The following is a 25,612-nucleotide window of genomic DNA, read 5'->3' as shown; positions in this document are numbered from 1 at the left end:
TTCGGGGCAACGGTTTCCTCGTCCGCACGGTCGCCGGAGCGGGCCGGGGCCGCCTCATCCGCGCGGGGTGAGGTGGCCCGGCCGCCGCCGCGCCACCGTGTGCGGCACCCGAGCAGGAAGGCCCGCCGATGATCGTGCTGCCCTTGGCCCTCGCCCAATTCGTCGCGAGTTACGCGGCCACCACCATGACCGTCGCCGTCAGCGCCGTCGCCGCGGATCTCGGCACCACCGTGCTCGGCGTGCAGACGGCGATCACGGTGTTCACGCTGACCATGGCGTCGCTGATGGTGCCGGGCAGCAAACTGAGCGACCTGCTGGGCCGCAAGCGGTGTTTCCTGGCCGGCCTCGGCGTTTACGGCACCGGCGCGCTGCTGGCTTCGCTCGCGCACGGGCCGGGGATGCTGATCGTCGGCTACTCGCTGCTGGAAGGGATCGGCTCGGCGCTGATGATCCCGCCGATCTACATCCTGGTCACCGTGACCAGCCCGGACCTCGCGGCCCGCGCGCGAGCGTTGGGCGTGGTCAGCGGGGCGGGCGCGCTCGGCGCGGCGGCCGGTCCGCTGCTCGGCGGCCTGGTCACGACGTGGCTCGGCTGGCGCGCGTCGTTCCTGCTGCAGGTGTTGCTGGTCGGGCTCATCGTCCTGCTGGCCCTGCGCGTCGCCGAACCGCCCGCGCCGCCCCGCGAGAAGCGGTTCGACGTGGGCGGCGCGCTCCTGTCGGCGGCGGGGCTGTTCTTCGTCGTTTTCGGTGTCCTGCAATCGGGTTCGTACGGCTGGCTGGTCTCCCGGGCGGACTTCGCCGTCGCCGGGGTTGTGCTGATTCCGGCGGGAAGCGTCTCGCCGGTCTGGCTGTTCGCCGGAATCGGTGCGGTGCTCTTGGTCCTGTTCTTCGTCCACGTCCGCGCGCGCGAACGGGCCGGGCGGGAGCCGTTGGTGCCGTCAGGGCTTTTCCGCGACCGGACCACCGGGCTCGGTTTGGCGACCCAGCACGTGCAATGGCTCGTTCTGCAGGGCGCGTTCTTCGTGCTGGCTGTCTTTCTGCAGGAGGTCCGCGGCTGCGACGCGATCGAAACCGGGTTGCTGCTGACACCCGCGACGATCGGCATCCTCGCCGCTTCGGCCGCTGCGGGCCGGATGGCGCGGCGGCACTCGCAGCGGTGGCTGATCCGCATCGGCTTCGTCCTCGCCGTCGCCGGATTGGTCCTCGTGCTTGTGCTGGTGCGCGCCGATTCGGGCGTGGCGAGCGCGGCGCCCGGGCTGTTCCTGCTCGGCGCCGGCGTTGGGATCATGCTCACGGCGTCGGCGAACCTGGTGCAGTCCCGCTTCCCGGACTCGGCCCAGGGCGACATTTCCGGGGTCTCGCGCAGCGTGTCCAACCTCGGCTCGTCGGTCGGGACCGCGCTGGCCGGTTCCGTTCTGGCCGGGACGCCGCATCTCGGCGACCGGTCCTTCGCGCTCGCCCTCGCGACCTTGGTCGTCGCGGCGGTGGCCGGTCTCGTCGCGGCGCTGTTCCTGCCTGCCGCGGAATGAGTTGTCTCTTGTGGACGGTCGGCGGCGGCGCACCGCGGCCACGATCACCCGCAGCACCACGCCGAGCACGACCAGGTCGGCGACCATCTGGAGGGTCACCAGCACCCGGGCCGTCGCGGAAACCGGGGCGATGTCGCCGAATCCGACGGAGCTGAACACCGTGACCGTGAAGTACAGCGCGTCGGTGCGCGTCAGGCCGGCGTTGAAAGATCCCCGGCCGAGCACGTAGTAGCCGTTCGCGAACAGCAACAGGAACAACGGGACGACGAGCGCCAGCGCCTGGACGCCCTGCCCGGCCGGGAACGGCGAGCGCAGGATCATCCGCACCTCGCCGACGACCAGCAGCACCACGAGCGCGAGCCCGGCGACCAGCACAGTCAACGTCCACGGCCGCAACGGCTGGCCGACCGGGAGCAGATAGTAGAGACAGACCAGCGCGGTGACCGTGAGCAGCGGCCGGAGCACCGCGAGGTGGACGAACCGCCACCGCCGAGACGCGGTCACGGGGCGAGCGCTTTCCGCATCAGGGTCTGGTATTCCGCGTCGGTGATGACGCCGTCGTCCAGCAGCCGCCGGGCCTCGGCGATCTGGGCCGCGCTCATAGTGTCCGATGTGGACACAGAGCGCGCTCGCCGCCGGTCGCGCAGTCGCCGGCCCTCGATGCCGAAGTAGAGCAGGACGCCGAGGACCGGCAGCACGAGCATCAGCAGGGTCCAGCCCGCTTTGGCCCAGCCGGAGGCGTCGGAGCGGCGGCAGAGGTCGCCGATGGCCACGAACAACAGGCCGAACCACGCGGCCCAGCAGAAGAACACCAGCATCGTCGCCAGCACGTTCAAGTATTCCGCGCTCGCCAGGGTCATGGACTTCTCCTCGCCGTCGATCGGGGGCCGCACGGGCCCGTGCCCGCCCCACCCGACCGGATCGCGGACGCGCCCGCCTCGCCCGCCGCGGGTGGGGCGGGCGCTATCCGGCGAAGTCGGGGACCTCCGCGTCGAGCAGTCCGTGTTCCTGCGCGATCGCGACCGCGTCCCGTCTGCTGCGGACGGCGAGCTTCGCGTAGATCCCGCGGACGTGCGTCTTGACGGTGTTGGGCGAGACGGTCAGGTCTTCGGCGATCTCGTCGATCGACCGCTGGGTCGGCAGCAGGCGCAGGACGCTGCGTTCGCGTTCGGTCAGCGGCTCCGGCATCGGCGGGGTGCGCAGCCCGCGCCGCACCGCGAGGATTTCCCCGGCGAACCGCTCGCCGGTGCCGAGCGCGCCGAGCCTGCTGGTCAGGAACCCGACGAGATCGGGCGGGGCGAAGACGAACGGGAAGCGGACCCCGGCGGGTTCGGCCGCGCGCAGGGCGTCGTCGAGCAGCCGGGCCGCCCGCTCCGGCGCCCCGGCGGCCAGCGCGGCCTGCACTCCGACCAGCGTCGCCTCGACGGCCGCCCACGGGAGCGTCATGGGTGCCTCGTCCTCCGCGAGGGAACGCAGCACGGAACTCGCCCCGTGGTGACGGCCGAGCCGCAACTGGGTCCGGGCCCGCACGAGCAATTCCTCGCCTGAACCGGCGAGCGCGGGTGCAGCCCAGCGAACGGCTTCCTTGGCCTGGCCGGCCGCTCCCAGCCGCAGCGCCGCGCGGTGTTCGAGGACGGCGCACAGGACCGCGTGGCGGGCCGGGCAGGACCGGCCGGTACCGAGACGGCGGCGGGCCCGGCGCATCCGCCGCAGCCCGGAGTGCCAGCCGCCGAGCTCGAATTCGGCGGCACCGCGCAACGTTTCCGCGAGCAGCCGCAGAGCGCGGGCCGCCCGCGCGGGCGCGTCGCCGAGCAATTGCCCGACCCGTTTCGCGTGCGCGACACAGTCAGCGGGCTCGCCGCGCACCAGCGCGCCGTACGCCAGCAGGGCCGCTGCTTGCGCGCGCTGGAACGACTGCGGGGAATCCTGGCGCGGCTGCACTGTCCCGACTCGGCGGGCGAGCCGGTCCATCTCCGGGTAATTGCCGTCGTGGCAGGCGATCTCGGCGAGCGCGGCGAGGCAATGGGCGACCGTGAACTCCTGCCCGAGTCCTTCCGCCGCGGCGAGGAGGCGCTCCAACGATCGTCGGGCTTCTTCGCGCTCGCCGCGGATTGCGAGTGCACCGGCCCGGTGCGCGGCGGCGAGGCTGTCCAGCGCGGTCCCTTCGTCGATCTGTTCCGCCGCGCGCTCAGCGTGCGCCGGGGTGCGGTCGAGCTGGGCGAGCCGGGACTGTGCCAGCTGCCGCAGAACGGTCAGCTCCGCTGCCGGCTGGTCCGGCCACGCGGCGTCCGCCCAGGCGAGCTGGAGGGAGGCCGCTGAGGTCTCGGCGGCTTCGAGACTCAGCGAGGCCGAGATCAGCGCCGCCAGCGGATCGGCCGCGACCCGGCGGTCTTCCACCGCGGCGAGTGCCAGACGCAGGATCTGGTGCTCACCGGCGAGGAACAGCGGAACCGCGTGCGCCCGCAGCAGTTCGCCGACCTGGCCCGGATCGCCCGCGTGGACGCTGTGCGGCAAGGCGGACGCGGGCCGGTCGTGCTCGGCGAACCAGCGCGCGGCCGTCGCGTGCAGCGACCGCGCCCGGTCCGGAGCCCGCCGCTGCAGTTCCGCCCGCAGGTAGGTCCGCAGCAACGGCGTGACGCAGCGGTGCGGCGGGGTGCCGCCGGAGTCGACTGCCCGGACGGACGGCCCGCTCAATTCGTGGAGCATCGCCTCCGCGTCGGCCCGCCCGCACAGCGCCGGAGCGAGCCCGGCCGGGACGTCGTCGCAGACGCTGATCGTCCGCAGCAGTTCCCGCTGCGCCGCCGAAAGCGGGGCGAGGACCTCGTCGGTCAGGTAGGCGAGCGCGGCGCTGTCGCGTCCGGTGTCGAAGTCCCACAGGCTGCCGTGCCGGGACGCGGACGCCGCCGCGAGGCGCAGCCCGGCCGGCCAGCCGCCGGTCCGGTCGACCAGCGGCGCGACCTCGTCCCGGGGGATCGCCGCGTCGGCGGCGGCGAACAGCGTTTCGGCCTCTCCGGCGGTGAACCGCAGCCGCTCGGCTCCGATTTCGACGAGCCGGTCCGCGAGCCGGGCCCGGCCCAGCGGCAACGGCGGCTCCCGCCTGCTCGAAACCGCGAGGCACAGTCCGGCGGGCTGGTGGCGCACCAGCGCCCGCAACCCGCGCCACGGCTCGGGCGAGGTGATCTCGTGCGCGCTGTCCAGCACGAGCACGACGGGTTCGCTCAGCGTGTCGAGCGCGTCGGCGAGTTCGGCCAGGAACGCGAGATCGGTGCTCGGGGACTCGGGCACCGCGAGGAACCGCAACGGATCGCCGTCGGGGAACCGGCCGCAGCGGCCGAGCGCTTCGAGGACCGCGGACCAGAAAAGCCGGTCGTCGTTGTCGTCGGCGTCCGCGGACAGCCACGCGACCGCGCCGCGACCCCGGCGGCGCGCCCATTCGGCCAGCAGCACGGTCTTGCCGAATCCGGCCGGGGCCCCGACGAACACGAGGGCGGCCTCGGCCGCGCGGTCGAGGACCGCGAGCAGTCGCGGCCGCGACACGAGGTCCGCGGGAGGGCCGGGAACGGCGACTTTGGTTCTCGGCACTTGTCTTCGGAGCGAGACGTCGAGGCGTCGGCGCATGCGCAATTCTCCTTCGCGGTCGGTTCCGGGCGATTCCGGCGGATTGTGCCAGGCGCGAACAGCGGCTCATCCGCTGCGGGCGAGGAAAACGGCGTCCGGCGGCAGAATCGTGGGGCGGGTGAAAATACGCGGCAATTCCTCGGCGGGCGGCCGTCCGCGATTCGGCTGCACGCAGTTCTTCTGGCTCGGGCCGGGCGAGGTCGTGGTGCTCGACCTGGTGCGGACGGGCTCGCTCAGCGCCGGGACAGCGGTGCTCGGGCTGACCGTGGCGCTCGCCTCGCTGGTCTCGCCCGCCCGGGTCCGGGCCGGCCTCCGCGCCGCTGCGGACCTGGTCGCGCGGCTGGTTTTCCTGCCGCCGCACGGCTGGTCGGCGTTCGTGGTGCTGCTCGATCTGGCTGTCGTCGGCTTCGCGTGGCACGCGGCGGGGCGGGACGGCGGCCGCCGATGAGCGCGCCCGCCGTCCCGGGTTTCCGCATGAATTACGTTTTCCGCGGCTGCGGCGCCATTCCGGGAGGAGCCGCCGAAAGCGCCGCCGATTTCCGCGACGTGCTCGTGGTCCCCGTTCCGCCGGAAACGATTGTGTTCGGCACCGTCGCCGATCCCGGGGACCTTCCGCGAATCCTGTGCCGGCTCGAATCGCTCGGGATGCACGTCGAATCCGTCCATCGGGTCCGCGAAGTCCCCCGGACGGAGCACCGCGCGCTCGGGTGAGGCGGTCCGTCACGACCCGGCCGCCGCGACGCGGCCGAGCCGGATCGCCCGCCGCAGCGCGGCGTGGTCGCGTTCGTTCTGGTCGGCGCAGGCCGTCGAGAATTCCCGGACGGCCTCGGCGAAACCCGGCCCGGAGCCGAGATACGCGGCGATCGCGAGCGCGTCGCCGGTGCGCGCGTGCGCCTTGGCCACCGTCCATCCGCACAGCCGGGCGTTGGCCCGCAGGACGTCCGGGGTCATCGTCGCGACGTCGCCGCGGCTGCGGTCGTCGCGCAGCCTGCGGACGTGGAAGTCGCGGGCCGGGCCGTCGAAACCGGGGGAGTGCGCCCAGCCGAGGAAAACGTCGCCGGCGGCCTGGATCAGCCGTTGCCCGGTGACCACGCGTCTGCCGGGACTGTCCAGTGCGGAAGCGCCGGTGTACTCCTGCAGTACCGACGGCCGGGCTTCCTTCAGCTGCAGGAGAAGCGGGTCTCCGGTGTCCGTCCGGACGAGCAGGGCGACCCAGCAGCGGGTGCCGGAACCGGTCTGTCCCGGCACTGTGCGCGCCGCGTCGGCCAGCCGGTAACGGTCCAGCATGGCCCGTCGCGCGGAGCCGAGCGTGCGCCGGTAACGCTTGAGCACGGCGCAGAGGCGATCAGCGAGCGTCGCCGGATCGCCGTCCCCGCCAAGGCGTCCTGCCGCGAGCGCCCACGGTGCGCGGGCGGCGAGTTTCAGCTGTCCGTCGCGGATTTCGGTGTGCCGGAAGGCCTCGGCGGCGCGCCGCCCGGCGGGGCCGAGGCGATGTGCCGCGACCGTGCGCAGCGTTCTGGCGTCGGGAGGGGCGAAGAAGATCTCGAGCGGGGCGCGGCGCGCGAACTCGTGCATCGCCAGCCGGTACGACTCGACCGCGGCCAGCACCGTGCGCCTGCGTTGCGCGGCGGGGTGCCCGATCTCGCGCCCGGTGACTTCGAAGCTCGCGGCGAGCCGTTTGACGTCCCATTCCCAGGGCGCGCGCAGGGTTTCGTCGAAGTCGGCGAAGTCGAACACCAGCCGGCGGCCCTGCGCGGCGAACAGGCCGAAATTGGCCAGCTGGGCGTCTCCGCAGGCCTGGACCGCGAATCCGGTCCGCGGCGTGGCGGCGAGATCCGCCGCGGCGGGCAGCGCGGAGCCGCGGAAATACGCGAGCGGCGAGGCGGCCAGCCGGGTGTAGCGCAGTGGCAGCAGTTCCGGGACCCGGCCGGAATCCTGGCGCGCCAGCAGGGCGAGGGGATCGGCGCGCAGGACGGTACTGGGAAACTCCGCGTGGCAGGCGGCGGGCACGGCGGCGCGCGCGGCACGAGCGCGGGCGAGCCGCACGCCGGGGTCATTGTCGGTGAGGGGCATGGGACGGATCGTCGGCCCGGCGACCGGAGCACGGCGTCGCCCGCCGGGGGTGAAGCGGAGTCATCCGAGGCGGGTGACGACGGAAGGCGGGCGGGCCCGCAGAGTGGACGGTGCAGGTGCGGGGTCCGCCTCCGGCGGGAGGCCGCGGCGACGTTCGGGGGCGCCGCCGCGGTCTCGCCCGCGCCGCAACGGCGTTCGCCCGTGCTGCCGAGCACAATGGACCGAACGGACGCGAGCGGGCCCTCGCCGAACGGTTCGGCGAGGGCCCGCGGTTCGCGCGTGCTAGAGCTGCTCGTGCTCCGGGGACTCCCCGAAAGCGGCGCGCAGCCGGGCTTCCTCCTCGTCGGACAGATTGGTCGTCAGCAGCGTGGCCCCGGTTTCCTTGAACGGCTCGGCGACCCGGTCCAGCACCGCGTTGTCCGACATGACGAACAGCGCCGACGTGCCGGGCGTGACCTGGGTCCGCACGGTGTCGACGAACTCCTCGTCGATCCCGACGTGCCGCAGCGATCCGGTCAGCGCGCCGATCGCCGCGCCGACGGCCGCGCCCAGCAGCGGGACGAGGAAGATCAGGCCGAACAGCAGGCCCCAGAACGTCCCGCCCAGCGCGCCGGCCCCGGCCAGCGAGCCGAGTTCCTTGGTCTTCGGCTTCTTCCGGCCCTCCGGCCAGCTCACCCGCGCCGCGTCGGCGATCGAGATCAGCTGCTGCTTCTGCAGCCGCTGCAGCAGATCCAGTGCGTTTTCCGCGCCGTCGACGGTCGGGAACCTCCATACGGTCAACGTGGCCATGACGTCTCCTCGCTCCGGGATCGGTGGTCCGCCGCACTGTTTCGCCTCCGGCGGCGCCTGGCGTCGCCCGGGCCGGGTGAAAGGCGGGGACCCGCGGCGGCTCCTGATCTCACCTGAGGCGGGCGAGGCCCGGCGGCGCGGGAGCCGACCAGGATCGCCCGGGTCCGCAGCCCGTCGACGAACGAGGAAGAGAACCCATGACCGAACGCACGCACCCGCCCGCCGGAAACGTCGGAGCCCGGCCGCCGTTCCCGCCGGAGCGGGCCGCCGCCCGGACGCGCCGGACCGGCTGGATCTGGTTCGCCGGGACGATCACCGTCCTCGCCGGACTGTTCACCACGGTGGAAGGCCTGGTCGCGCTGGTCGACCGGCACTACTACGTCGTCGGCCCGTCCGGCCTGCTCGTCTTCTCCCTGGCCGGCTGGGGCTGGGTCCACCTGATCGTCGGAGTCCTCGTCGTGCTGACCGGGATCGCGCTGTTCTCCGGCGCGCAGTGGGCCCGGGTCTGCACCGTAGCGCTCGCCGGCTTCAACGCGCTGGCACAGCTGGCCTTCCTGTCCGCGTACCCGTTCTGGGGCGCGATCGTGATCGCTCTCGACATCCTGGTGATCTGGGCCGTCATCGTGCACGGAGACGAGGCCGCTGTCGAAATCTGGTGACCCGGCGGCCCCGTCCCCGGCGCTCAGTACAGTCGTGGCCTCGCCCCCGGCGCCGGCCGCGGGAGCCGGGGGCGAAATCTCCCGACAGCCGAGAGGTTCGACGTGCCCGCTCGAACGACGACCCGGTCCCGGCCGGTCCCCGGCGCGAAGGTCGCGGTGCCGCGGCTGCCGGGGATCTTCGTCCCCCGCCCCCGGCTGGACGTGCTGTTCTGCCGCGCGGTCGTGCGGCCGGTCACCCTGGTCCGGGCGCCTGCCGGGGCGGGCAAGACCACGGCGCTGGCCGCCTGGGCCGGGGTCGGCCGCGCGGTCGCCTGGGTGTCGCTGGACGAGGACGACAACGAAGAAAGCCGTTTGTGGGAGGCGATTCTCGGGGCGTTGCGGCGGGATCGCGCGGAGGACAGCGCGCTGCGCCGGTTGCGCCCGCCGCCGCCCGGGCTGCGGCGGGCGTTCCTGGCCGACCTCGACGACGCGCTCGCCTGCGAAGCCGGTCCGGCGCGGCTGATCCTGGACGACCTGCAGGAGATCCGGAGCCCCGAGGCACTGGAAGCGCTCGCGGCGCTGGCCCGCCATCTGCCGCCCGCGCTGCGCCTGGTGCTGTCCACCCGGGTCGAGCCGCCGCTGCGGCTGGCCCGCCTGCAGTTCGAAGACGTGCTGTCCCGGGTGGACGCGGCCGAACTCCGGTTCACCGCGAAGGAAACGGCGAGCCTGCTGCGGGCCGCCGGGGCTTCAGCGGACGACGAACGCGTCCGGGATCTCGCCGAGCGCACCGCGGGCTGGGCCGCGGCACTCGGCTGGACGGCGGTTTCGGTGCGCGAAGCGGAGGACTCCGCGGTCGACTCCGTCACCGGCGACGACCGGGCCGTGGCGCGGTTTTTCGCCGACGAAGTGCTCGCACACCTGCCCGCGGCCACGACGGATCTGTTGCTGTGCCTCAGCATCTGCGACGCGGTTTCGGCGGCCCTCGCGGTCCGCCTGTCCGGCCGCCGGGACGCCGGCGCGCGATTGGACGAACTCGAGCGCGCGTGGGGCCTGGTCGCGCGCACCCCGGCCGACAGCTACCAGTTTTTCCCGCTGCTGCGTGGTTTCCTGCAAGCCGAACTGGAGCGGCGGGACCCGTCACGGGTGCCGCGGCTGCACGGGATCGCCGCGCGATGGCACGCCGGCGAGGGACGATTCGGGGAGGCACTCCGGCACGCGGTCGAGGGACACGACCGCGAGTACGTCCTCGCGCTGGCCCGGGACCGGGCTGTGCGCCAAGTGCTGGCAGGGGACGGGGAACCGGTGCGCGCCGCGCTCGACAGCCTCGGCAGCGCGACGGTCGCCGCGAACCCGTCGCTGCGGCTGGCGTCCGCGCTCGAGAACATCCAAGGCGGACGGCTCACCGAAGCGGAGTCCGATCTCGGCGACGAGGGCGGTGGCGACTGGTGGCCGCTCGCCGTCCGGCATCTGGCCGCGATGAAGGGGGAACGCCCAGCCGGAGCGGAACCTTCCGCGGCGGGGTACCCGGCGTTCGACGCCTGGGCCCATCTCGATCGCGCGTGGCGTTCGCTGCACCGAGGCGCGCGCCGTCACGCGGCCACGCAGGCCCGGGAAGCACTGCGCCTGGCGAGTGGCGAGCGGCTGGACCACCTCGTGCTGCACAGCAGGCTGGCACTGGCGGTCGCCAGCGCGGTCGGCGGAAAACACCCCGCGACGCGCCGCGCGTGTACCGGGGCGCTCGCAGTCGCGCGCCGACACGATTGGCAGCGCACCCCGGGCGTGGCCGAGTGCCGCTTGTTGCTCGCCTACGACGAACTCATGCGCGCTGAACCGGCTGCTGCGGCGCGGGAACTGGCCCAGGCAACCGCGGCCGAGGTGCCTGGTTCGGCACCGTTGCTGGTGCCGTTGCGGGAGTTCTTCGAAGGCGTCGCGCGCTTCGACGAGGGCGACCGGACGGCGGGCTCTCAGCTCATGCGCGCGGCGCGCTGGCAGCTCGCGGCCTTGGACCTGTCCCGCGAACTCGTCGGGGCGTGCGCGGTCGCCGAGCAGCACGTGGCGCTGGCTCTCGGCGAAGCGTTGCACGCGACGGAAGTCCTGGCCTGGGCGCAGGATCGGCTGCCAGGCAGCGGAGAACTGGCTGTCCTGCGGATCCGCGCCCACCTCGCCGCCGACGAAACCGCCGCGGCCGAAGCCGTGCTGCGGGAAACGGCGTCGGCGATCGCGCTGCTCCCCGCCACCCCGGTGGACCGCTGCCTGGCCGAAACCGCGCTCGGCCTGCGCTCGCACCGCCGGACCAAAGCCCTCCAAGCCCTCGACCAGGCCCTCGCGCTCGCCCGCCCGAACGGCCTGGTGCGGCCGTTCGCGCTCGCCGAGCCCGCGGTCCGGGACCTGCTGATCGGGCACTCCGGCGGATTCGGCTCGCTCGACCGGTTCGCGCAGACCGTCCGCGGCAGGCTCGTCCCGCACGCTCCGCCCAGCGATCTGACCGATCGCGAGCAGGTGGTGCTGCAGCGTCTGCCGTCTCAGCGTTCGCTGGACGAGATCGCGTCCGACCTCACTGTTTCGGTCAACACCGTCAAAACCCACGTGCGGGCCATCTACGGAAAGCTCGGTGTGAACAACCGGCGCTCCGCCGTCGTGGTCGCCCGGCGGCACGGCCTGACCTGACGACGCTCAGCCGTCGTAGCGGCGCGGAGCAGACAGCAGCGCGTCGGCCCAGCGCGCCCGCGGATCGACGTCCACCAGCAGCGCCTTGGCCAGCAGGGTCGCCGGCACCGCGAGGACCGCGCCGAGCGGGCCGAGCAGCCAGGTCCAGAACACCAGCGCCAGTACGGTGACCACAGTGGACAGTCCGACCGAACCGGCGACGAACCGGGGCTGGATCAGCGACTGCACCACGAAGTTCAGCACGAGGTACACGGCGAGCACCACGGTCAGGCCGCGCCAGCCGTGGTCGAGGAGCGCGATCACCGCGGGCGGGGCCACCCCGATCACGAAGCCCACGTTGGGAATGTAGTTGGTGACGAAGGAAAGCAGCCCCCACAGTATCGCACCCGGAACGCCGATCAGCGCCAGCGCCGCCGTGTCGAGCGCCGCCACGAGCCCGCCGAACACTGTCGTCACGAGCAGGTATCGCCGCGTGCTCTTGACGAAACCGCGCAGCGCCTCGGAAATCCACGGCCGGTCGCGTGCGATGCGCCTCATGCGTTGGCCAGCCCAGGCGGTTTCGGCGCTGAGGAACAGCAAAAGGCCGAAGAGGAAGGCGAGATTCGTGACCAGCTTGCCCGCGCTCGCGAGCACAGAACCGGCCAGCTGGACGAGTTTTCCGGCATCGACGGAGGAAAGCATGCCGCGCACCTGCGCTTCGCCGACCCCGAGCGTGGCCAGCCCGTCGTGCAGCAGCTCGTCGACCCGTCCGGCGTAGCGGGGAGCCAGCGCGGACAACTGCGCGACAGACACCACGACGACGAGGAAGAAAACCAGCAGAACCGCGTAGACAGCGACGACCAGCACGGTAACGGTTAGCCAGCGCGGCAACCCCTTGTCCCGCAACCAGGTTCGCACCGGATCGAGGGTGATTACCACGACCAGCGCGAGAAACACCGGCGCGACGAGCCAGGCGATGGCTTGCACCCCGGCGAGCACGACTGTCGCGGCGGCAGCGCCGAGCAGCACGACGAGCGCGCGGGGAAGCGGGGTTTTGTTCGCCTCGCACTCGGGCAGGACCGGCGGCAGTCGCGGTTGCGCGCCTTCGCCTTCTCGGCCGGCGAGGTGGGGACGTGCGAGCCTGGACTTGCGGAACCGGCGAGCCGGGAAATCGGTGAACGACGCTCGCACCATGCGAATCCCTCCCGAGACAGGCCCCACTGTGCCCGGGCGCGGAGGTCGGGTCTTCACCCGATGGGGGCGGGTTGTGCTTGCCCGCGTGCGTTTTTTGTCGGTGGTGGCTGCGATCATGGCCTGGACCGACCGAGGAGGGCACGATGACGGATTCTTTGACCGAACTTGCTTGGCTGGACAGCTATGGTCCGCTGCACGACATCTTCTGCGTTTCGTTCGTGCGCGGTCTCGACCCGCCAGAGGTTTTACGCCGCTTCGGAGCCGCCTCCGGCGAGCGGCTCGCCTTCGCCGATCTGAACAGCCTGGTAGCGGAATACGTCGAACAAACCCAAGGCGGCAACGGCGGTGGGTACGTCGGCGTGGTGGCATCCGGGGAATGGAGTGTGGCTGTTGAGCCGTGGGGCTGGCAGGGGAATCTGCCGGAAGTTGTTGGCGGACTGTCGAAGGGAAGCGAGGTCGTGGCGATCAACCGGCATGACTACGCCGAAGCACACTTCGTCTACGCGGTGGACGGCACGGTGCTCGCAGGCTTCCTCCCGCGTCTGCCGAGCCACCAGTACGGCAGCGAACCGGAGCGGTTGACACCATGGATGCGCGAGGCCGGGCTGGGTCCGGACCGGGAGGAACGTCCGGCGAACCCGATCGCGTCGGCGTTCGCGGTTGCGGCGAGGATGACCGGGGTGAGGTTCACGCGGGAGTTTCTTGAGGAGTCGTTGCTGGTGGGGGACATTCGGACGTAGCCGGTGCCTGTTGCGTTGGGTGCGGGTGGCGGATCGCTTGCGTGGTGGCGAGTGTGGGGTGGGGTGAGCTGTGACGGGGAGGCGAGTGTGCGGTTGGTAGAGCTTTGATTAGGAGGCGAGCGGGCTGAGCTGTGATTGGGAGGTGAGTGCGGTGGGCTGAGCTGTTTTGTCAGGAGGTGAGCGGGGAGGCTGACGGGACCATTGCCTGGGGGCTGTGATTCATCGTCCCGTGCCCGTGCCCGTGCCCGTGCCCGTGCCCGTGCCCGTGCCCGTGCCCGTGCCCGTGGGTCGTGGGTCGTGGGCGGTGAGCGGTTTAGGGCCGACGCGACCGGGGCCGTTCTCGCGCCGGCGGAAGCCTGCGGAACCCAGAGCGGCCCGCGCCGAGGTGTCGCGCTCAGAGGATGAACTCGGCCCCATCCGGCGGCAACTCCGCACCCGCGCCCACCACCGCGGCGTGTTCTGGGCTGGCCAGGTCGACGACCGGGTTCGTGTTGTTCAGATGGGTGTACGCCCATCGCGTGGCACCCGCCCGGTTCGTGATCATCGGCAGCGTCGTGGTGATCGGCACGTGGCCCATCGCCTGCTGCGCGGCCGGGTTGGCACCGTCAGTGGCGGTCGTGAATTCAGTGCCGCCGTGGAAGGTGCCGTCCAGCAGCACGAGGCTCGCGCCTTCGACGAACGCGTCGAAGGCGGGCGGCCAAGTGCGCAGGCAAGGCGCGTAGACGAGCGTGCCCCCGGTCGTCGGGTCGTGGATGCGGTAGGCGACGACCCACGGGCCGGCGTGGGCGGAGGAGCGGGCGTATTTCGGTTGTTTGTCGCTGATGGGGAAAGAGGTGATCACCAAGCCGTCGAGGGTGGTTTCGGTGGTGGGGAGCCAGTTCCAGTGGTGGTACTCGCTGATGATGGTGCGGGCCGGGAAATGGTCGGTCAAAGCGTGCAGGGCGGCGGCGGGGGCGTGGACAGTGAAATCCGCCGCCTCGCGAAGCATGAGCAGGCCGAGGGTGTGGTCTAGTTCGGCGTCGGTGAGCAGGACTGTGCGCAGCGGCGTCTCGCGCGGACCGGGGCCGGCGCGTAGGGCGGGGGTCGCCAGGATTTGGGCGCGGATGTCGGGCGAGGCGTTGAGGAGGTGCCACGCGCGGCCGTCTGCGCTGAAGGCGGCGCTGTCCTGCGTGCGCGGGGGAGAGCCGGAGGTGCACGGTGCGCAGGCGCAGTTCCATTGTGGACACCCGCCGCCCGCGGCGGTGCCTAGGAGGATGACTTTCACCGGGCCGGGCCACGCATGATCAGGTCCGGAGTGGACGGTGCGGCGAGGATCAGGTCGACGGTGCCGCGGTTCGGGGAGCGCGAGCAGACGGGATCGGTGTTGGCCGCGTCGCCGGTGAGCTGGAATGCCTGGCAGCGGCAGCCGCCGAAGTCGGTGGTGCGGCGGTCGCAGGTGCGGCACGGGTCGCTCATCCATTCTTCGCCGCGGTAAGCGTTGAAAGATTCCGAGCGGTACCAGATGTCGGCGAGGGAGGTGTCGCGGACGTTGTCGAGAGTGAGCGTGGTGATCGCGCTCGCGGCGGTGCAGGGGAGCACAGTGCCATCGGGGGCGATTGTCAGTTGCCGCGCGCCCCAGCCGTGCATGCAGGGTTTGGGGAACGGCTCGTAGTAGTCGGCGACGACGTAGATGATTTCCATCGTGCCGCGCAGGCGGTTGACGGCCGCGCGGACTACGGGTTCGGCGGCGGCGAGTTGCGTGCGCGTGGGCATCAGCGCGTCGCGGTTGCGCAGGGCCCAGCCGTAGTACTGGGTGTTCGCCAGTTCCAGGCGGTCCGCGCCCATCGACTCGGCTAGGGCGATGATTTCCGCCAGCTGGTCGTGGTTTTGCCGGTGCAGCACCACGTTGACGGTCAGCGGCAGACCCGAGGCTTTCACGAGTTCGGCGACGGCCAGCTTTCGGTCGAAGGCCTTGGCCCCGGCGAGGAGGTTCGCGCGGTCGGGAGTGGCGGCTTGCACGGAAAGCTGGACGTGGGCCAGGCCCCGTTCGGCGAGGTCGTTCAGCCGCGGCTCGGTCAGGCCGAGGCCGGAGGTGACCAGGTTGACGTAGCAGCCGAGGCCGCTCGCGTGCGTGACCAGCTCCGGAAGATCCGGGCGCGCCAGCGGTTCCCCGCCCGACAGGTGGACCTGCAGCACGCCTAGTTCCCGGGCCTGGGACAGGGCGTCCGTCCAGTCCGCAGTGGACAGTTCCGCGGACCGGCTCACCAGCTCCACGGGGTTCGAACAGTACGAGCAGTGCAGGGGACAGCGGTGCGTCAGCTCCGCGAGCAACCCCAGCGGTGCGGTCACGTCCATTCGATCACCCGCCGTTGTCCGAACCGAGCCAGCACCGCCAGGACATCAGTCTCTTGGACGCCTTGGTATCGGCCCTCCAGGAGCGCGATGATGCCGGAGACTGGAGTGGTGCCGTCGCAGAGTTGCAAGACTGCGGTGGCGGTGGAGTTCGGCACGAGAACGCCTTCCGGAAACAACAGGACATGCACCCCGCGCACGTGATCGAACGTCAGGCGCACGCCCGTGCGGAGCTTCGGCACCGAAGCGACGGTGATGGTGTCCATGGCTCACTCCTTGGCCGCGGCGCGTTCGATGGCGTCCAGCATCGACCACAGCACGTCGCATTTGAACGACAGCGCGGCCACCGCCTTCTCCTGTTGCTCGCGGGTGACGCAGTGGCGCACGACAATGTCCAAAGTGTCCTTGCCCTCGCCGGAAACCTTGTCGATCCGGTTGGTGAAATACGCAAGGTCCGCCCGAGAGATCCACGAGTAGTTCGCCAGGACGTCGGCCACCCGCTGCTGCATCAGGTGCCCGGCGAACATCTCGGTCAGGCCGGAGGCAATAGCTTCGATCCAGGGTTTGGTGCGCGCGAAGGTGACGTACGCGTCGACAGCGAACCGGACGCCGGGAGCGACGTGCCGTTCGTCGAGGACCTCGGCTCGGTCGAGGCCGACGGCGGCGCACAGCCGCAGCCAGCGTTCGGCTCCGCCCTCGCCTTCGACGGCGCCGTCGTGGTACACGATCCGGTCCAGCCAGATCCGGCGGATTTCCGGGATCGGACAATTGCTGATGACGGCCGCGTCCTTTCGCGGCAGCACGCATTGGTAGTACCAGCGATTCGCGGCCCAGAGTTTCAGTTCGTGTTCGGTGAGTTCGCCGGCGTGCATCCGCTGGTGGAACGGGTGGCTGCCCCAGTACCGGTGGGAGAGGCCGCGCAGGGCGGCGGTGAACTCCGCCGGGCTCATCGGGTGCACAGTGGACATTCGCATACTCCGGGATTCACTGAGCGGTACGGTTTTCCGGAAGGACGGGACCGCCAGCGCACCGGCCCCGTCCGGCGGGTCACTCCTCCCGGCGGGCCGCGTAGGCGGTGACCTCCATCGGCGTTTCGTACTCGACGAAGTCGGGCGCGGTCCACATTTCGGCGGTTTCGGTCATGAGGAAACTCGCTTTCCTTCGGTGGTGCACCGGTGAGCGGGGCAGGCGTCCCGCCGCGAACGCCGTCACCCTAAAAGCGCAAGGCGGCCGGTCGCCAGGGGTGCGGGCCGATTTCCCGCGGACTTTGTAAATATTCCTTCCGATGGCGCAGCGAGCGGTCACTCTCGGGCGCCGCCGCCTCTTGTCCGCCCGACAGATTCCTTGCGGGCGCGCGAAAACCTCCCGATGCGGCTTGACAGCGGACCCGCGGACGGCCGAATAATAGGGTTCAAGCGCGGTTGACAACGATGTCAGTAGAGGTTTCGGGAGCGACGTGACCCAGGTGAATCGCAGGCGTTTCCTGTCCGGCGGGATTGCTGTCGCGGGCGGAGGTGTGCTCGGCGCGTTCGGGCTGTCCGGCACCGCCGGAGCGGCTCCGGAGGCCCGGCCGCCCCAGGTCGGCGGCGGCGAGATCGGCAGCGGCTGGACCTTCGTCGCGGCCGACGGCAAAGCGGCGGGCAGCGCACTGGCCAGCGCGCAGGACGTCGCCGGTCTGAAGCCGGCCGTGGTCCCGGGGACGCCGCTGACGAGCATGATCGCCAACGGCGAGTACCCGGATCCGCTGTACGGCCACATCGTGACCGACACCGTTCCGGACACCCTCAAGGACACCGCCTACTGGTACCGGGTCGCGTTCCGGGTGCCGAAGCCGATTCCCGGGCAGCGGTTCTGGCTGCAGTTCGACGGCATCAACTACCTCGGGACCGTGTGGCTCAACGGCACCAAGGTCGGCACCGTCGAGGGCGCGTTCAAGCGGGCGGTCTTCGAGGTCACGGACATCGTGGCGAAGGCAGCCGGCATGGCTTGGCTGGCGGTGCTGGTCGGAAAGCTCGACTACACCGATCCGCCCGCGCTGCCGAGCTACGCCAGCGGGGTGACGCGGGGCGGCCGCAACGGCGGTCCGACCGGGATCACGCTGAAGAACGGCCCGACCTTCTTCTGCACCGCTGGCTGGGATTGGCTCCCCACCATCCCCGACCGGGACCTCGGAATCTGGCAGCCGGTCACCTGGCGTACCACCGGACCGGTCCGGCTGGCCGACGTGCAGGTCACCTCGACCCTGTCGCAGGACTTGCACACGGCGGACGTGTCGGTCGAGCTCGCACTGCACAGCGCCGCGGCGAAGTCCGTGGTGGTGAAGGGATCGCTGGACGGACAAGAGTTCCGGCGAACGATCAGCGTGCCGGCGGGCGCGTCGTCGGTCGTGCTGACGTCGAAGGACATCGCCTGCCTGCGCTTGGACCGGCCGAAGCTGTGGTGGCCCAACGGCTACGGCGACCCGTATCGCTATCGGCTGACCGTCAGCGTCGAATCCAGCGGCCAGGTCCAGGACGAAAGAAAAGTGGACTTCGGGATCCGGCGCATCGAATACACGACACCGATGCGCTCGCCGTCCGGAACAACGACCGACTGCCTGGCGATCACCGTCAACAACCAGCCGATCCTGGTGATGGGCGGCAACTGGGGGCTCGACGAGGCCCTCAAGCGGATTCCCCGGGAGCGGTTGCGCGCGCAGGTGCGCCTGCATCGCGACGCGAACCTCAACCTGATCCGCAACTGGAACGGCCAGAGCAGCACCGAGGACTTCTTCGCCGCCTGTGACGAATACGGCATCCTGGTCTGGCAGGATTTCTTCTGCTCGACCGAAGGCCCGCCCGCCGAGAACACCGCTCGCGACCTGGCCAACATCCGCGATTGCATCGTGCGGTTCCGCAACCACCCGTCGATCCTGCTCTGGTGCGGCGGCAACGAGGGACCGCCGCCGCAGCCGCTGATCGACGGACTGGACGCACTGGTCGCCGAACTGGACCCGCAGCGAGTCGCGCTGACCAGTTCGGCGGGCGACACCGGGCAGAACCCGATCGACGGATACCGTTCCGGCGGGCCTTATCATTGGGTCCCGCCCGCCAAGCATTTCTCGCTCAACGACGGCACGCAGTGGCCGCCCTTCCACAACGAGGTCGGCTCGTACTCGATCCCGACGCTGGAGTTCATGCGGAAGATGCTTCCGGAGTCTTCGTGGGAGCATCCCGATGATTTCTGGGCCGACCGAGACGTGAACGGCAACGGAGGAAACGGCGGCGGCGCAGGTTACCTCGCATTGACCGCGGACCGCTACGGAGAAATACGGAACCTGCCGGACTTCGCACGCAAGTCGCAGCTGATGAACTACGAATGCATCAAGGCGATTTACGAGGCCCCGGTGGCCAATATGCGCAGCGCCGGACCGTACCCGCGTACCGGAGTCATCATGTGGATGACCAACCCCGCGCAACCGAGCTTCGTCTGGCAGATGTACAGCCACGATTTGGAAGCACATTCGTCGTACTACGCGGTCCAGCACGCATGCCGGCGGATCAATGTGGTTCTGGACGCGAAATCTTTCGACGTCGTGGTAGCGAACCATGGCCGATCGCCGATCCGCGGCAGGGCCGAGGTCACGCTCTACGGACTGGGTGGCGCAGAGTTAGGCCGCGACTCGTTCGGGGTGGACGCGGGAGCTTCTGATCGAACTGTGGTCGGGAGCATCGCGGCGCGTGTGAAGGAAATTCCGTCAGAGATCGTCTTCGCCCGGATGGTCCTCAAGGACTCTCGAAACTCGGAGCTAGTGCGGAACTTCTATTGGGTAGAGAACCCCACACGAGCGGCGGGCTTCACCGCCCTTGACGAGATGCCCCCGGCAACCATTTCAGTGATCGCCGGAGTTTCACGACACCAAGACGGCACCGAGGTGGCAGTCGATGTGCGCAACGTCGGAAAGCCCGTGGCCTTGATGGTGCATTTGCAGATCTACGACGTCCGAACTGGCGAACGAATCCTGCCAGCGACGTTCAGCGACAACTATCTAAACCTGGCAGCCGGAGAAGCGACAACCGTAAAAGCTCAACTGAACAGCGAGCAGACCCGGCACCATTCGAACGTAGGAATCCGAGTCGACGGATGGAAGATCAACCAGCAAGCATCCCGATTGCAAGCCCGCGGCGCAACAGCAACGTTCAATCACGAGGCACTAAACACCCACCCCGAAACCCCCACGTTCAAACACTGAGCCGAAACACCCAGCCAGCCAAGCACCCACACCACCCCCGCACCCCGATACGAAGCCACAATGCGGTCTGAGGGTGTTTGTCAAGGCATCTTTCCAGCCTTGACAAACACCCTCAGACCGTCATCACAATCAAGCTTCGGGGTGCCCCATGCAACCTCACGGCAATGTCGCCGCCAGGCGACGAGTCGAACCTCAACCATGCGCGTCCCGCTCCGAAGCAGAAAGAACCGCCCCCAACAACCCAGGAAACCGCCCCTCCACCTCCTCCCGCCGAACATGCACAATCCGCCGCCGCCCCTCGGTGACGGTCCGAGTCAACCCAGCCTCCCGCAACACCCGATAGTGATGCGAGATCGTCGGATTGCTCAACCCCAACCCGGCTTTCTCCACCAGCGTCGCACAGTCGACCGGCCCCTCGGCCTCGTACATCGCCCGCAAAATCGTCCGCCGCCCGGGATCGGCGAGAGCGCTGAGGATCACCGTCAGATCGAACGACTCGACCACCGGCTCAGGCAACGTGCGCGACACGGCAACGGCTCCTTCCACACTTTGACCGTCATCGAACCATAGTCTATGGTCCCTCGATGTGACGATTCGACAAGCATCGAATAACACCCGCCTGGTGATCCTGGCGATGGGCACCTTCGTCCTGGGCGTGGACGGATTCGTCCTCCCCGGCCTGCTCGCGAACATCTCCCGAGACCTGTCAGTAAGCGTGGCGACGGCGGGCCAGCTCACCACGGTGTTCGCGGTCGCGTACGCAGTCGGCTCCCCGGTGATCGCGACACTCGCCGGGAGAGCCGACCGCAGGCTGGTCATCGGCGCGGGCATGTCGACCTTCCTCGGCGGCATGCTGCTGCAGGCGGCAGGCCCGACCTTCGGCACCGTCCTCGCCGGCCGAGTCGTCGCAGCACTAGGCGCCGCCGCGTTCCAGGCCAACGCCTTCGCCGTAGCGGGAGTACTGGCTCCGGCGGAGCGACGGGCACGGGCATTCGCGGTGATCGGCGCGGGATCCAGCCTCGCCGCAGTTCTCGGAGTCCCGCTGGGCCTGCTGATCGGCCAGGTTTGGGGCTGGCGCGGCACGTTATGGACGATTGCCGCATTGGCCACGGCAGCGGCAGTACTGGCCGGGATCTTCGTCCCGTCGATGACCTTGCCGGCTACAACGATGCGCGAAAGGCTCGCGGTACTGGTCAATCCCCGCATCCTCACGCTTCTCGCGGTAAGCGCGCTGGTGCTGGCCCCGTCGTTCTTGCTGATCGCGTACGCGTCAGCAGTAGTGGGGATCAGTTCGCCAGGCAGCGCGAACGCGATCCTGGTGGCATTGCTGGTCAACGGAGCGGGATTCTTCCTCGGCAACCGGCTCGTCGGATGGGTCACGGATCGGTTCGCCTCGTTGCGAGTGATCGCGGCGGGGCTCGGGGTCGTGGTGGTGGCCGCAGCATCGCTGGGAGTCGTGCAACGGTGGTTCGTCCCGACGCTCGTCGTGCTGTTCCTGCTCGGCGTCCTGGGATCGATGCTGTTCATTCCCCAGCAAAACCGCGTATTCGCAGCAGGCGGCGACGTGGCGGCTGTCGCACTGAGCCTCAACGGTTCCATGAATTACGTCGGCACCGCGATCGGCGCCGGAGCCGGCGGGCTCGTGCTGGCGAACGCCGGACCGGAGTGGCTCGGCCCCGCGGCGGCGCTCCTGGCAGCCCTCGTGCTGGCGGTCGCGCTGAGCACCGCCCCGGAGCGCCAAGACGCGAAACTGGCCCGCGCGACCCCCTGAACGTCCAGTGTGGACAGACGGGAGAACCGCGGGTTGCCGTGTCCGCGGGACTGGCGGATGATGGGCGGCCAGTCCCCGTCCCGTTCCACCGCAGCCCCGGAGGCACGCGATCGCCGGCAACGCCGCCGAACCCGGGCGCACGGTCCTCAGCCGCGCGTTCGCGGTGCTGGATTCCTTCCTGTCCGGCCGACCCGAGCAGACTCACGGCGAGATCACCCGGGCGACCGGGCTCGCGCCTGCCACGGTGCATCGCCTGCTGGCCGAATTGACCGGCTGGGGCGCGTTGGAGCGCACCGGGCGCGGCCGGTACCGGATCGGGCTTCGGCTGTGGCAGCTCGGGGCGCAGGCTCCGGGCGGGCGCGAGCTGCGAGACGTCGCGCTGCCGTTCCTGCAGGATCTGCTGCAGGTGACGCACGAGGTCGTGCATCTGGTCGTCCTCGACGGGGACCGCGCGCTGTATCTGGAAAAGCTCGAGGCGCATCCGGACGTCGTGGTGACCTCGCGGGTGGGACTGCGGCTGCCGTTGCACGCGGCGGGGCCGGGCAAGGTGCTGCTCGCGCACGCGCCGCCGGAATGTCTCGAGAGCATTCTGACCACCGGGCTGGAGCGGCGGGCCAGCGGGACGATCACGGATCCGGCTCGGCTGCGCCAAGTGCTCGCGGAGGTGCGGCTGCAGGGGTTCTGCATTTCCCGCAACGAAATGACCGAGGGCGCGTCGTCGGTCGCGGCTCCGGTGCGCGGGCCGGGCGATCAGGTCGTGGCGGCGATTTCCGTGGTGGTGCCGAGTTGCACGCCGAATCTGTCACCGCTCGTGCCGGTGGTCCGGATGGCGGCGCTGGGGGTCACGCGGGCGTTGCAAGGCTGAGGAACTTTTCCGCTGAGTGGAAGAGGGGCTGGGCGGCCCGGAACCGAGCCGGGAGACTCCGGACCCACCCGCTCGTACTGCCGGAGGAGAAGTCCGTGAGCCCTGCCCCGACCGTCCGCGACGCCGCGTTCGACGTGCTGCGCCGGTTCGGCGCGACGACGTTGTTCGCCAATCCCGGGTCGACCGAGATCGCGCTGCTCACCGACCTGCCCGACGACCTCGAGTTCGTGCTGGCGCTGCACGAGGGTTCGGTGGTCGGCATGGCGACCGGCTGGGCGCTCGCGAACGACCGGCCCGCGGTCGCGATCCTGCACACCACCGCCGGGCTCGGCAACGCGGTCGGCGCGCTCGCGACCGCCCGGGTCAACCGCGCGCCGCTGGTCGTGCTCGTCGGGCAGCAGGACCGCAGGCACCTCGCGCTGGAGCCGTTCCTCACCGGCCACCGGCTCGACGACCTGGCCCGCCCCGCGCCGGTGTGGATCGCGGAACCGCCGCGCGCGCAGGACGTTCCGGGCGCGCTGGCCCGCGCCTGGCACGAGGCGCGCGAACACCGCGGCCCGGCGCTGGTGATCGTGCCGATGGACGACTGGGCGGAGCCGGCGGGCGTGGACGAGCCGCTGCCCGCGCCCGCCAAGCTGGTCCGCGCGAACGCCGCCGAGCCGGCGGTGCTGGCCGAGCTGGCGGAATTCCTCAGTACCGCAAGCAATCCGGTGCTCGTGGCGGGCGCCGGGGCGGACGACGCCGAATCGTGGCGCGGGCTGACCGCGCTCGCCGAGAAGCTCGCCTGCCCGGTCTGGCAGGAGGCGTTCGGCGCCCGCGCCGGATTCCCGCAGGATCACCCGCAGTTCGCCGGACATCTGCCGCCGGGCCGGGAAGAACTGCGGAAAGCGTTGTCCGGACACGACGCGGTGCTCTCGGTCGGCGCACCGGTTTTCCGGCAGTACCCCCGGGAACCGGGACAGCTGACGGAGCCGGACACTCGCATCGCGGTGGTCACCGACGATCCGAACGAAGCGCACCGCAGTCCGGTTGATCTCGCTGTGCTGGCGCGGCCGTCGGCGGTGTGCGGGCCGTTGGCGGAGCTGATTCCGGCGCGGGAAGCGGGCCCGGAAAAGATCGGCCGGACGGTCGACCTGCCTGGCGCGCCGGAGGACGACGCGCCGCTGCGGCCGGAGAGCGTGTTCGGGCTGCTGGCTCGCCGGTTGCCGAAGGACACGGTGCTGGTCGAGGAATCGCCGTCGAGCCGCCCGTTGCTGCACGCGTATGTCCCGGCGCGCGAGCCGCTCGGGTTCCTCAGCGCGGCCATGGGCGGTCTGGGCTTCGGCATTCCGGCGGCGATCGGGCTGCGGATGGGCGGTCTGAAACGTCCGGTGGTGGCGGTGATCGGGGACGGCTCGTCGCTGTACTCGATCCAGGCGCTGTGGAGCGCCGCGCATTACGGCGCCGGCGTTCTCGTGATCGTGCTGTCCAACGGCGGTTACGCGATCATGGACAAACTCGCGGTGCGGCACGGCGAACGGACGGCCGGCGGCGGCAAAGCGCCGTGGCCCGGGTTCGACGAGGTCAGCGTGAGCGGGCTCGCGAAGTCGCTCGGCTGCCCGACGCGGCGCGCGGAAACCTACGAGGAACTGGAGTCAGTGTTGAACGAGGTGCTGCCGACCCTGGCCGCGCGCACGGAGCCGCTGGTGCTGGAAGTGGCGGTGACGGCATGACGTTGCTCGGAACCGGATGGCAGGGCCGGATCTTCTCCAGCGGCTGGATCCCCGGCGCAGGCGGCGAATACGACGCGGTCGAGCCCGCCACCGGAAACACGCTGGCCCGGGTCGGCGCGGCGGCTCCGGAGGACGTCGCCAAGGCTGCCGCCGCGGCGCGGGAAGCGCAGCGGGAGTGGGCCGCCCAGCCCTACGACCAGCGGGCGCGGGTGTTGCGTCGGGCGGCGCGGCTTTTCGAGGACCACGGCGACGAGATCGACGAGTGGCTCATCCGGGAATCCGGTGCCACGCGCGGGTTCGCGCAGTTCCAGACCCGCGCGGTCGCCGCGGAGGAATGCCACGAAGCCGCCGCGCTGGCCGCGCATCCGTACGGGGAACTCTTGCGTTCCAGCCGGCCTCGGCTGTCGATGGCGCGCCGCGTTCCGGCCGGGGTGGTCGGCGTGATCTCGCCGTTCAACGCGCCGATCATCCTGTCCATCCGCGCGATCGCGCCCGCCTTGGCGCTCGGCAACGCGGTGCTGGCGAAGCCAGACCCGCGCACCGCGGTGTGCGGCGGCGTCGTGCTGGCCCGGATTTTCGAGGAAGCCGGGCTGCCCGAAGGTCTGTTCCACCTCCTGCCCGGCGGCGCGGACGTCGGGGCGGCGCTGGTCGAGGATCCGCTGGTGCGCGTGATCGCGTTCACCGGTTCCACGAACGCGGGCCGCAAAATCGCCGCCGCGGCGGGGGAGCGGCTCAAGCGCGTGCACCTCGAACTCGGCGGCAACTCGGCGCTGGTCGTGCTCGCGGACGCGGACGTCGAGCAGGCCGCGTCGGTCGGCGCGTTCGGTTCGTTCAACCACTCCGGGCAGATCTGCATGGCGACCGGACGCCACCTGGTCGCCGCGGAGATCGCCGACGACTACGCGGCCGCGCTCGCTGAGCACGCGGCCAAGCTGACCGTCGGAAACCCGGCGAACGGCGACGTCGCGCTCGGCCCGCTGATCGACGCGGGGCAGCGCGACCGCGTGCACTCGGTGGTCACGGGCAGCGCGGAGGCCGGGGCGAAGATCGCCACCGGCGGCACCTACGAGGACCTCTTCTACCGCCCGACCGTCCTCACCGACGTCCCGCTCGCCGCGCCCGCCTATGCCCAGGAGGTGTTCGGCCCGGTCGCGCCGGTCGTCCCGTTCTCCACAGTGGACGAAGCAGTCCGCCTGGCCGGCGGTACCGAATACGGGCTGTCGCTGGGCATCCTGACCCGGGACGCCGCGCGGGGGCTGGCGCTGGCCGAGCGGATCCCGTCCGGTCTGGTGCACATCAACGACCAGACGGTCAACGACGAGGCCCTCGCGCCGTTCGGCGGGGTGGGGGATTCGGGAACCGGCTCCCGGCACGGCGGCGCGCAGGCCAACCTGGAGGCGTTCACCGAAACCCAGTGGGTCACCGTGCGCGGCGACCTTCCGCAGTACCCGTTCTGAACCCGTTCAACCGAAGCA

General features: G+C 70.8%; 22 protein-coding genes and 1 pseudogene. 11 read left to right on the top strand and 12 right to left on the bottom strand.

The window, feature by feature from the left end; all coding sequences use genetic code 11:
- Positions 1 to 128: 128 nt before the first annotated feature.
- A complete protein-coding gene (locus ABD156_RS22110; RefSeq protein ID WP_344276676.1) occupies positions 129 to 1,529 on the top strand; it encodes an MFS transporter in 1,401 nt (466 codons plus the stop codon).
- Positions 1,530 to 1,616: 87 nt separating this feature from the next.
- Here the strand turns inward: ABD156_RS22110 and ABD156_RS22105 are convergent.
- From ABD156_RS22105 to ABD156_RS22095, 3 genes and pseudogenes are all read right to left on the bottom strand, one after another.
- A pseudogene (locus ABD156_RS22105) lies at positions 1,617 to 1,850 on the bottom strand (ion channel); the annotation flags it as partial.
- A 179-nt stretch (positions 1,851 to 2,029) separates the two neighbouring features.
- Positions 2,030 to 2,389: an SHOCT domain-containing protein gene (locus ABD156_RS22100; protein ID WP_344276673.1), complete on the bottom strand. Its 360-nt coding sequence runs from the start codon at positions 2,387 to 2,389 to the stop codon at positions 2,030 to 2,032.
- Positions 2,390 to 2,492: 103 nt separating this feature from the next.
- Complete coding sequence (locus ABD156_RS22095; RefSeq protein ID WP_344276670.1) at positions 2,493 to 5,147, bottom strand: winged helix-turn-helix domain-containing protein; 2,655 nt, start codon at positions 5,145 to 5,147, stop codon at positions 2,493 to 2,495.
- Between the two features lie 118 nt (positions 5,148 to 5,265).
- On the opposite strand from ABD156_RS22095, the gene ABD156_RS22090 reads away from it, so the two are divergent.
- Positions 5,266 to 5,595 (top strand): hypothetical protein, encoded by a 330-nt coding sequence (locus ABD156_RS22090; protein ID WP_344276667.1) that lies wholly within the window; start codon positions 5,266 to 5,268, stop codon positions 5,593 to 5,595.
- Positions 5,596 to 5,621: 26 nt separating this feature from the next.
- The gene (locus ABD156_RS22085; RefSeq protein WP_344276663.1) at positions 5,622 to 5,858 is read left to right on the top strand and encodes a hypothetical protein; all 237 of its coding nucleotides are present in this window, start codon (positions 5,622 to 5,624) and stop codon (positions 5,856 to 5,858) included.
- Positions 5,859 to 5,867: 9 nt separating this feature from the next.
- Here ABD156_RS22085 and ABD156_RS22080 read toward each other — a convergent pair whose 3' ends face one another.
- Complete coding sequence (locus tag ABD156_RS22080; protein ID WP_344276660.1) at positions 5,868 to 7,220, bottom strand: DUF2252 domain-containing protein; 1,353 nt, start codon at positions 7,218 to 7,220, stop codon at positions 5,868 to 5,870.
- A 282-nt stretch (positions 7,221 to 7,502) separates the two neighbouring features.
- Complete coding sequence (locus ABD156_RS22075; RefSeq protein WP_344276657.1) at positions 7,503 to 8,009, bottom strand: DUF1269 domain-containing protein; 507 nt, start codon at positions 8,007 to 8,009, stop codon at positions 7,503 to 7,505.
- 197 nt (positions 8,010 to 8,206) lie between these two features.
- On the opposite strand from ABD156_RS22075, the gene ABD156_RS22070 reads away from it, so the two are divergent.
- Positions 8,207 to 8,668, top strand: coding sequence for a DUF7144 family membrane protein (locus ABD156_RS22070; RefSeq protein ID WP_344276654.1), 462 nt, complete (start codon positions 8,207 to 8,209; stop codon positions 8,666 to 8,668).
- Between the two features lie 102 nt (positions 8,669 to 8,770).
- The gene (locus tag ABD156_RS22065) at positions 8,771 to 11,314 is read left to right on the top strand and encodes a winged helix-turn-helix domain-containing protein (protein WP_344276651.1); all 2,544 of its coding nucleotides are present in this window, start codon (positions 8,771 to 8,773) and stop codon (positions 11,312 to 11,314) included.
- A 6-nt stretch (positions 11,315 to 11,320) separates the two neighbouring features.
- Here the strand turns inward: ABD156_RS22065 and ABD156_RS22060 are convergent, their stop codons facing one another.
- Positions 11,321 to 12,487, bottom strand: a complete 1,167-nt coding sequence (locus ABD156_RS22060) for an AI-2E family transporter (protein WP_344276648.1) — start codon at positions 12,485 to 12,487, stop codon at positions 11,321 to 11,323.
- Positions 12,488 to 12,630: 143 nt separating this feature from the next.
- On the opposite strand from ABD156_RS22060, the gene ABD156_RS22055 reads away from it, so the two are divergent.
- On the top strand, positions 12,631 to 13,227 hold the full coding sequence (locus tag ABD156_RS22055) for a DUF6461 domain-containing protein (RefSeq protein WP_344276645.1): 597 nt from the start codon (positions 12,631 to 12,633) through the stop codon (positions 13,225 to 13,227).
- A gap of 394 nt (positions 13,228 to 13,621) precedes the next feature.
- Here the strand turns inward: ABD156_RS22055 and pqqB are convergent, their stop codons facing one another.
- From pqqB to pqqA, 5 genes are all read right to left on the bottom strand, one after another.
- Positions 13,622 to 14,491 (bottom strand): pyrroloquinoline quinone biosynthesis protein PqqB, encoded by an 870-nt coding sequence (gene pqqB / locus ABD156_RS22050; RefSeq protein ID WP_344276642.1) that lies wholly within the window; start codon positions 14,489 to 14,491, stop codon positions 13,622 to 13,624.
- Positions 14,488 to 15,561 carry a pyrroloquinoline quinone biosynthesis protein PqqE gene (gene pqqE, locus ABD156_RS22045; RefSeq protein ID WP_344276639.1) on the bottom strand — a complete coding sequence of 358 codons (1,074 nt, stop codon included), beginning with the start codon at positions 15,559 to 15,561 and terminating at the stop codon, positions 14,488 to 14,490. Before pqqE ends, pqqB begins: the two co-directional genes overlap by 4 nt.
- Positions 15,552 to 15,824, bottom strand: a complete 273-nt coding sequence (gene pqqD / locus ABD156_RS22040) for a pyrroloquinoline quinone biosynthesis peptide chaperone PqqD (RefSeq protein WP_344276636.1) — start codon at positions 15,822 to 15,824, stop codon at positions 15,552 to 15,554. The genes pqqE and pqqD overlap by 10 nt, the downstream gene beginning before the upstream one ends.
- 3 nt (positions 15,825 to 15,827) lie before the next feature.
- Positions 15,828 to 16,526 (bottom strand): pyrroloquinoline-quinone synthase PqqC, encoded by a 699-nt coding sequence (gene pqqC / locus ABD156_RS22035; protein ID WP_344276633.1) that lies wholly within the window; start codon positions 16,524 to 16,526, stop codon positions 15,828 to 15,830.
- A gap of 79 nt (positions 16,527 to 16,605) precedes the next feature.
- Positions 16,606 to 16,701 (bottom strand): pyrroloquinoline quinone precursor peptide PqqA, encoded by a 96-nt coding sequence (gene pqqA, locus ABD156_RS22030; protein WP_344276630.1) that lies wholly within the window; start codon positions 16,699 to 16,701, stop codon positions 16,606 to 16,608.
- Positions 16,702 to 17,014: 313 nt separating this feature from the next.
- Here pqqA and ABD156_RS22025 point away from each other — a divergent pair, with 313 nt between their 5' ends.
- Positions 17,015 to 19,789, top strand: a complete 2,775-nt coding sequence (locus tag ABD156_RS22025) for a glycosyl hydrolase 2 galactose-binding domain-containing protein (protein ID WP_344276627.1) — start codon at positions 17,015 to 17,017, stop codon at positions 19,787 to 19,789.
- Positions 19,790 to 19,981: 192 nt separating this feature from the next.
- Here ABD156_RS22025 and ABD156_RS22020 read toward each other — a convergent pair whose 3' ends face one another.
- On the bottom strand, positions 19,982 to 20,317 hold the full coding sequence (locus tag ABD156_RS22020) for an ArsR/SmtB family transcription factor (RefSeq protein WP_344276624.1): 336 nt from the start codon (positions 20,315 to 20,317) through the stop codon (positions 19,982 to 19,984).
- Between the two features lie 58 nt (positions 20,318 to 20,375).
- Here ABD156_RS22020 and ABD156_RS22015 point away from each other — a divergent pair, with 58 nt between their 5' ends.
- The 4 genes from ABD156_RS22015 to ABD156_RS22000 all read left to right on the top strand — a co-directional run bounded on the left by ABD156_RS22015 (position 20,376) and on the right by ABD156_RS22000 (position 25,594).
- The gene (locus tag ABD156_RS22015; protein ID WP_344276620.1) at positions 20,376 to 21,560 is read left to right on the top strand and encodes an MFS transporter; all 1,185 of its coding nucleotides are present in this window, start codon (positions 20,376 to 20,378) and stop codon (positions 21,558 to 21,560) included.
- Positions 21,561 to 21,723: 163 nt separating this feature from the next.
- Entirely contained in the window at positions 21,724 to 22,425 is a 702-nt protein-coding gene (locus ABD156_RS22010) for an IclR family transcriptional regulator (RefSeq protein WP_344276617.1), read from the top strand.
- Positions 22,426 to 22,520: 95 nt separating this feature from the next.
- On the top strand, positions 22,521 to 24,137 hold the full coding sequence (locus ABD156_RS22005) for a thiamine pyrophosphate-dependent enzyme (RefSeq protein ID WP_344276614.1): 1,617 nt from the start codon (positions 22,521 to 22,523) through the stop codon (positions 24,135 to 24,137).
- Positions 24,134 to 25,594 carry an aldehyde dehydrogenase family protein gene (locus tag ABD156_RS22000; protein ID WP_344276611.1) on the top strand — a complete coding sequence of 487 codons (1,461 nt, stop codon included), beginning with the start codon at positions 24,134 to 24,136 and terminating at the stop codon, positions 25,592 to 25,594. The genes ABD156_RS22005 and ABD156_RS22000 overlap by 4 nt, the downstream gene beginning before the upstream one ends.
- The last annotated feature ends 18 nt before the right edge of the window (positions 25,595 to 25,612 follow it).

Origin of the sequence: Amycolatopsis albidoflavus, from assembly GCF_039525725.1 — a bacterium.
Taxonomy (GTDB): Bacteria; Actinomycetota; Actinomycetes; order Mycobacteriales; family Pseudonocardiaceae; genus Amycolatopsis; species Amycolatopsis albidoflava.
This window is presented reverse-complemented; position numbering and strand designations above follow the sequence as displayed.

What these genes read in the sequence shown, in the direction of transcription:
- pqqC (WP_344276633.1), bottom strand. Translation starts at nt 16,526, where the DNA reads ATGTCCACTGTGCACCCGATGAGCCCGGCGGAGTTCACCGCCGCCCTG.
- pqqA (WP_344276630.1), bottom strand. Translation starts at nt 16,701, where the DNA reads ATGACCGAAACCGCCGAAATGTGGACCGCGCCCGACTTCGTCGAGTAC.
- pqqD (WP_344276636.1), bottom strand. Translation starts at nt 15,824, where the DNA reads ATGGACACCATCACCGTCGCTTCGGTGCCGAAGCTCCGCACGGGCGTG.
- ABD156_RS22075 (WP_344276657.1), bottom strand. Translation starts at nt 8,009, where the DNA reads ATGGCCACGTTGACCGTATGGAGGTTCCCGACCGTCGACGGCGCGGAA.
- ABD156_RS22100 (WP_344276673.1), bottom strand. Translation starts at nt 2,389, where the DNA reads ATGACCCTGGCGAGCGCGGAATACTTGAACGTGCTGGCGACGATGCTG.
- ABD156_RS22070 (WP_344276654.1), top strand. Translation starts at nt 8,207, where the DNA reads ATGACCGAACGCACGCACCCGCCCGCCGGAAACGTCGGAGCCCGGCCG.
- ABD156_RS22095 (WP_344276670.1), bottom strand. Translation starts at nt 5,147, where the DNA reads ATGCGCCGACGCCTCGACGTCTCGCTCCGAAGACAAGTGCCGAGAACC.
- ABD156_RS22055 (WP_344276645.1), top strand. Translation starts at nt 12,631, where the DNA reads ATGACGGATTCTTTGACCGAACTTGCTTGGCTGGACAGCTATGGTCCG.
- ABD156_RS22110 (WP_344276676.1), top strand. Translation starts at nt 129, where the DNA reads ATGATCGTGCTGCCCTTGGCCCTCGCCCAATTCGTCGCGAGTTACGCG.
- ABD156_RS22060 (WP_344276648.1), bottom strand. Translation starts at nt 12,487, where the DNA reads ATGGTGCGAGCGTCGTTCACCGATTTCCCGGCTCGCCGGTTCCGCAAG.
- ABD156_RS22080 (WP_344276660.1), bottom strand. Translation starts at nt 7,220, where the DNA reads ATGCCCCTCACCGACAATGACCCCGGCGTGCGGCTCGCCCGCGCTCGT.
- pqqE (WP_344276639.1), bottom strand. Translation starts at nt 15,561, where the DNA reads ATGGACGTGACCGCACCGCTGGGGTTGCTCGCGGAGCTGACGCACCGC.
- ABD156_RS22085 (WP_344276663.1), top strand. Translation starts at nt 5,622, where the DNA reads ATGAATTACGTTTTCCGCGGCTGCGGCGCCATTCCGGGAGGAGCCGCC.
- ABD156_RS22000 (WP_344276611.1), top strand. Translation starts at nt 24,134, where the DNA reads ATGACGTTGCTCGGAACCGGATGGCAGGGCCGGATCTTCTCCAGCGGC.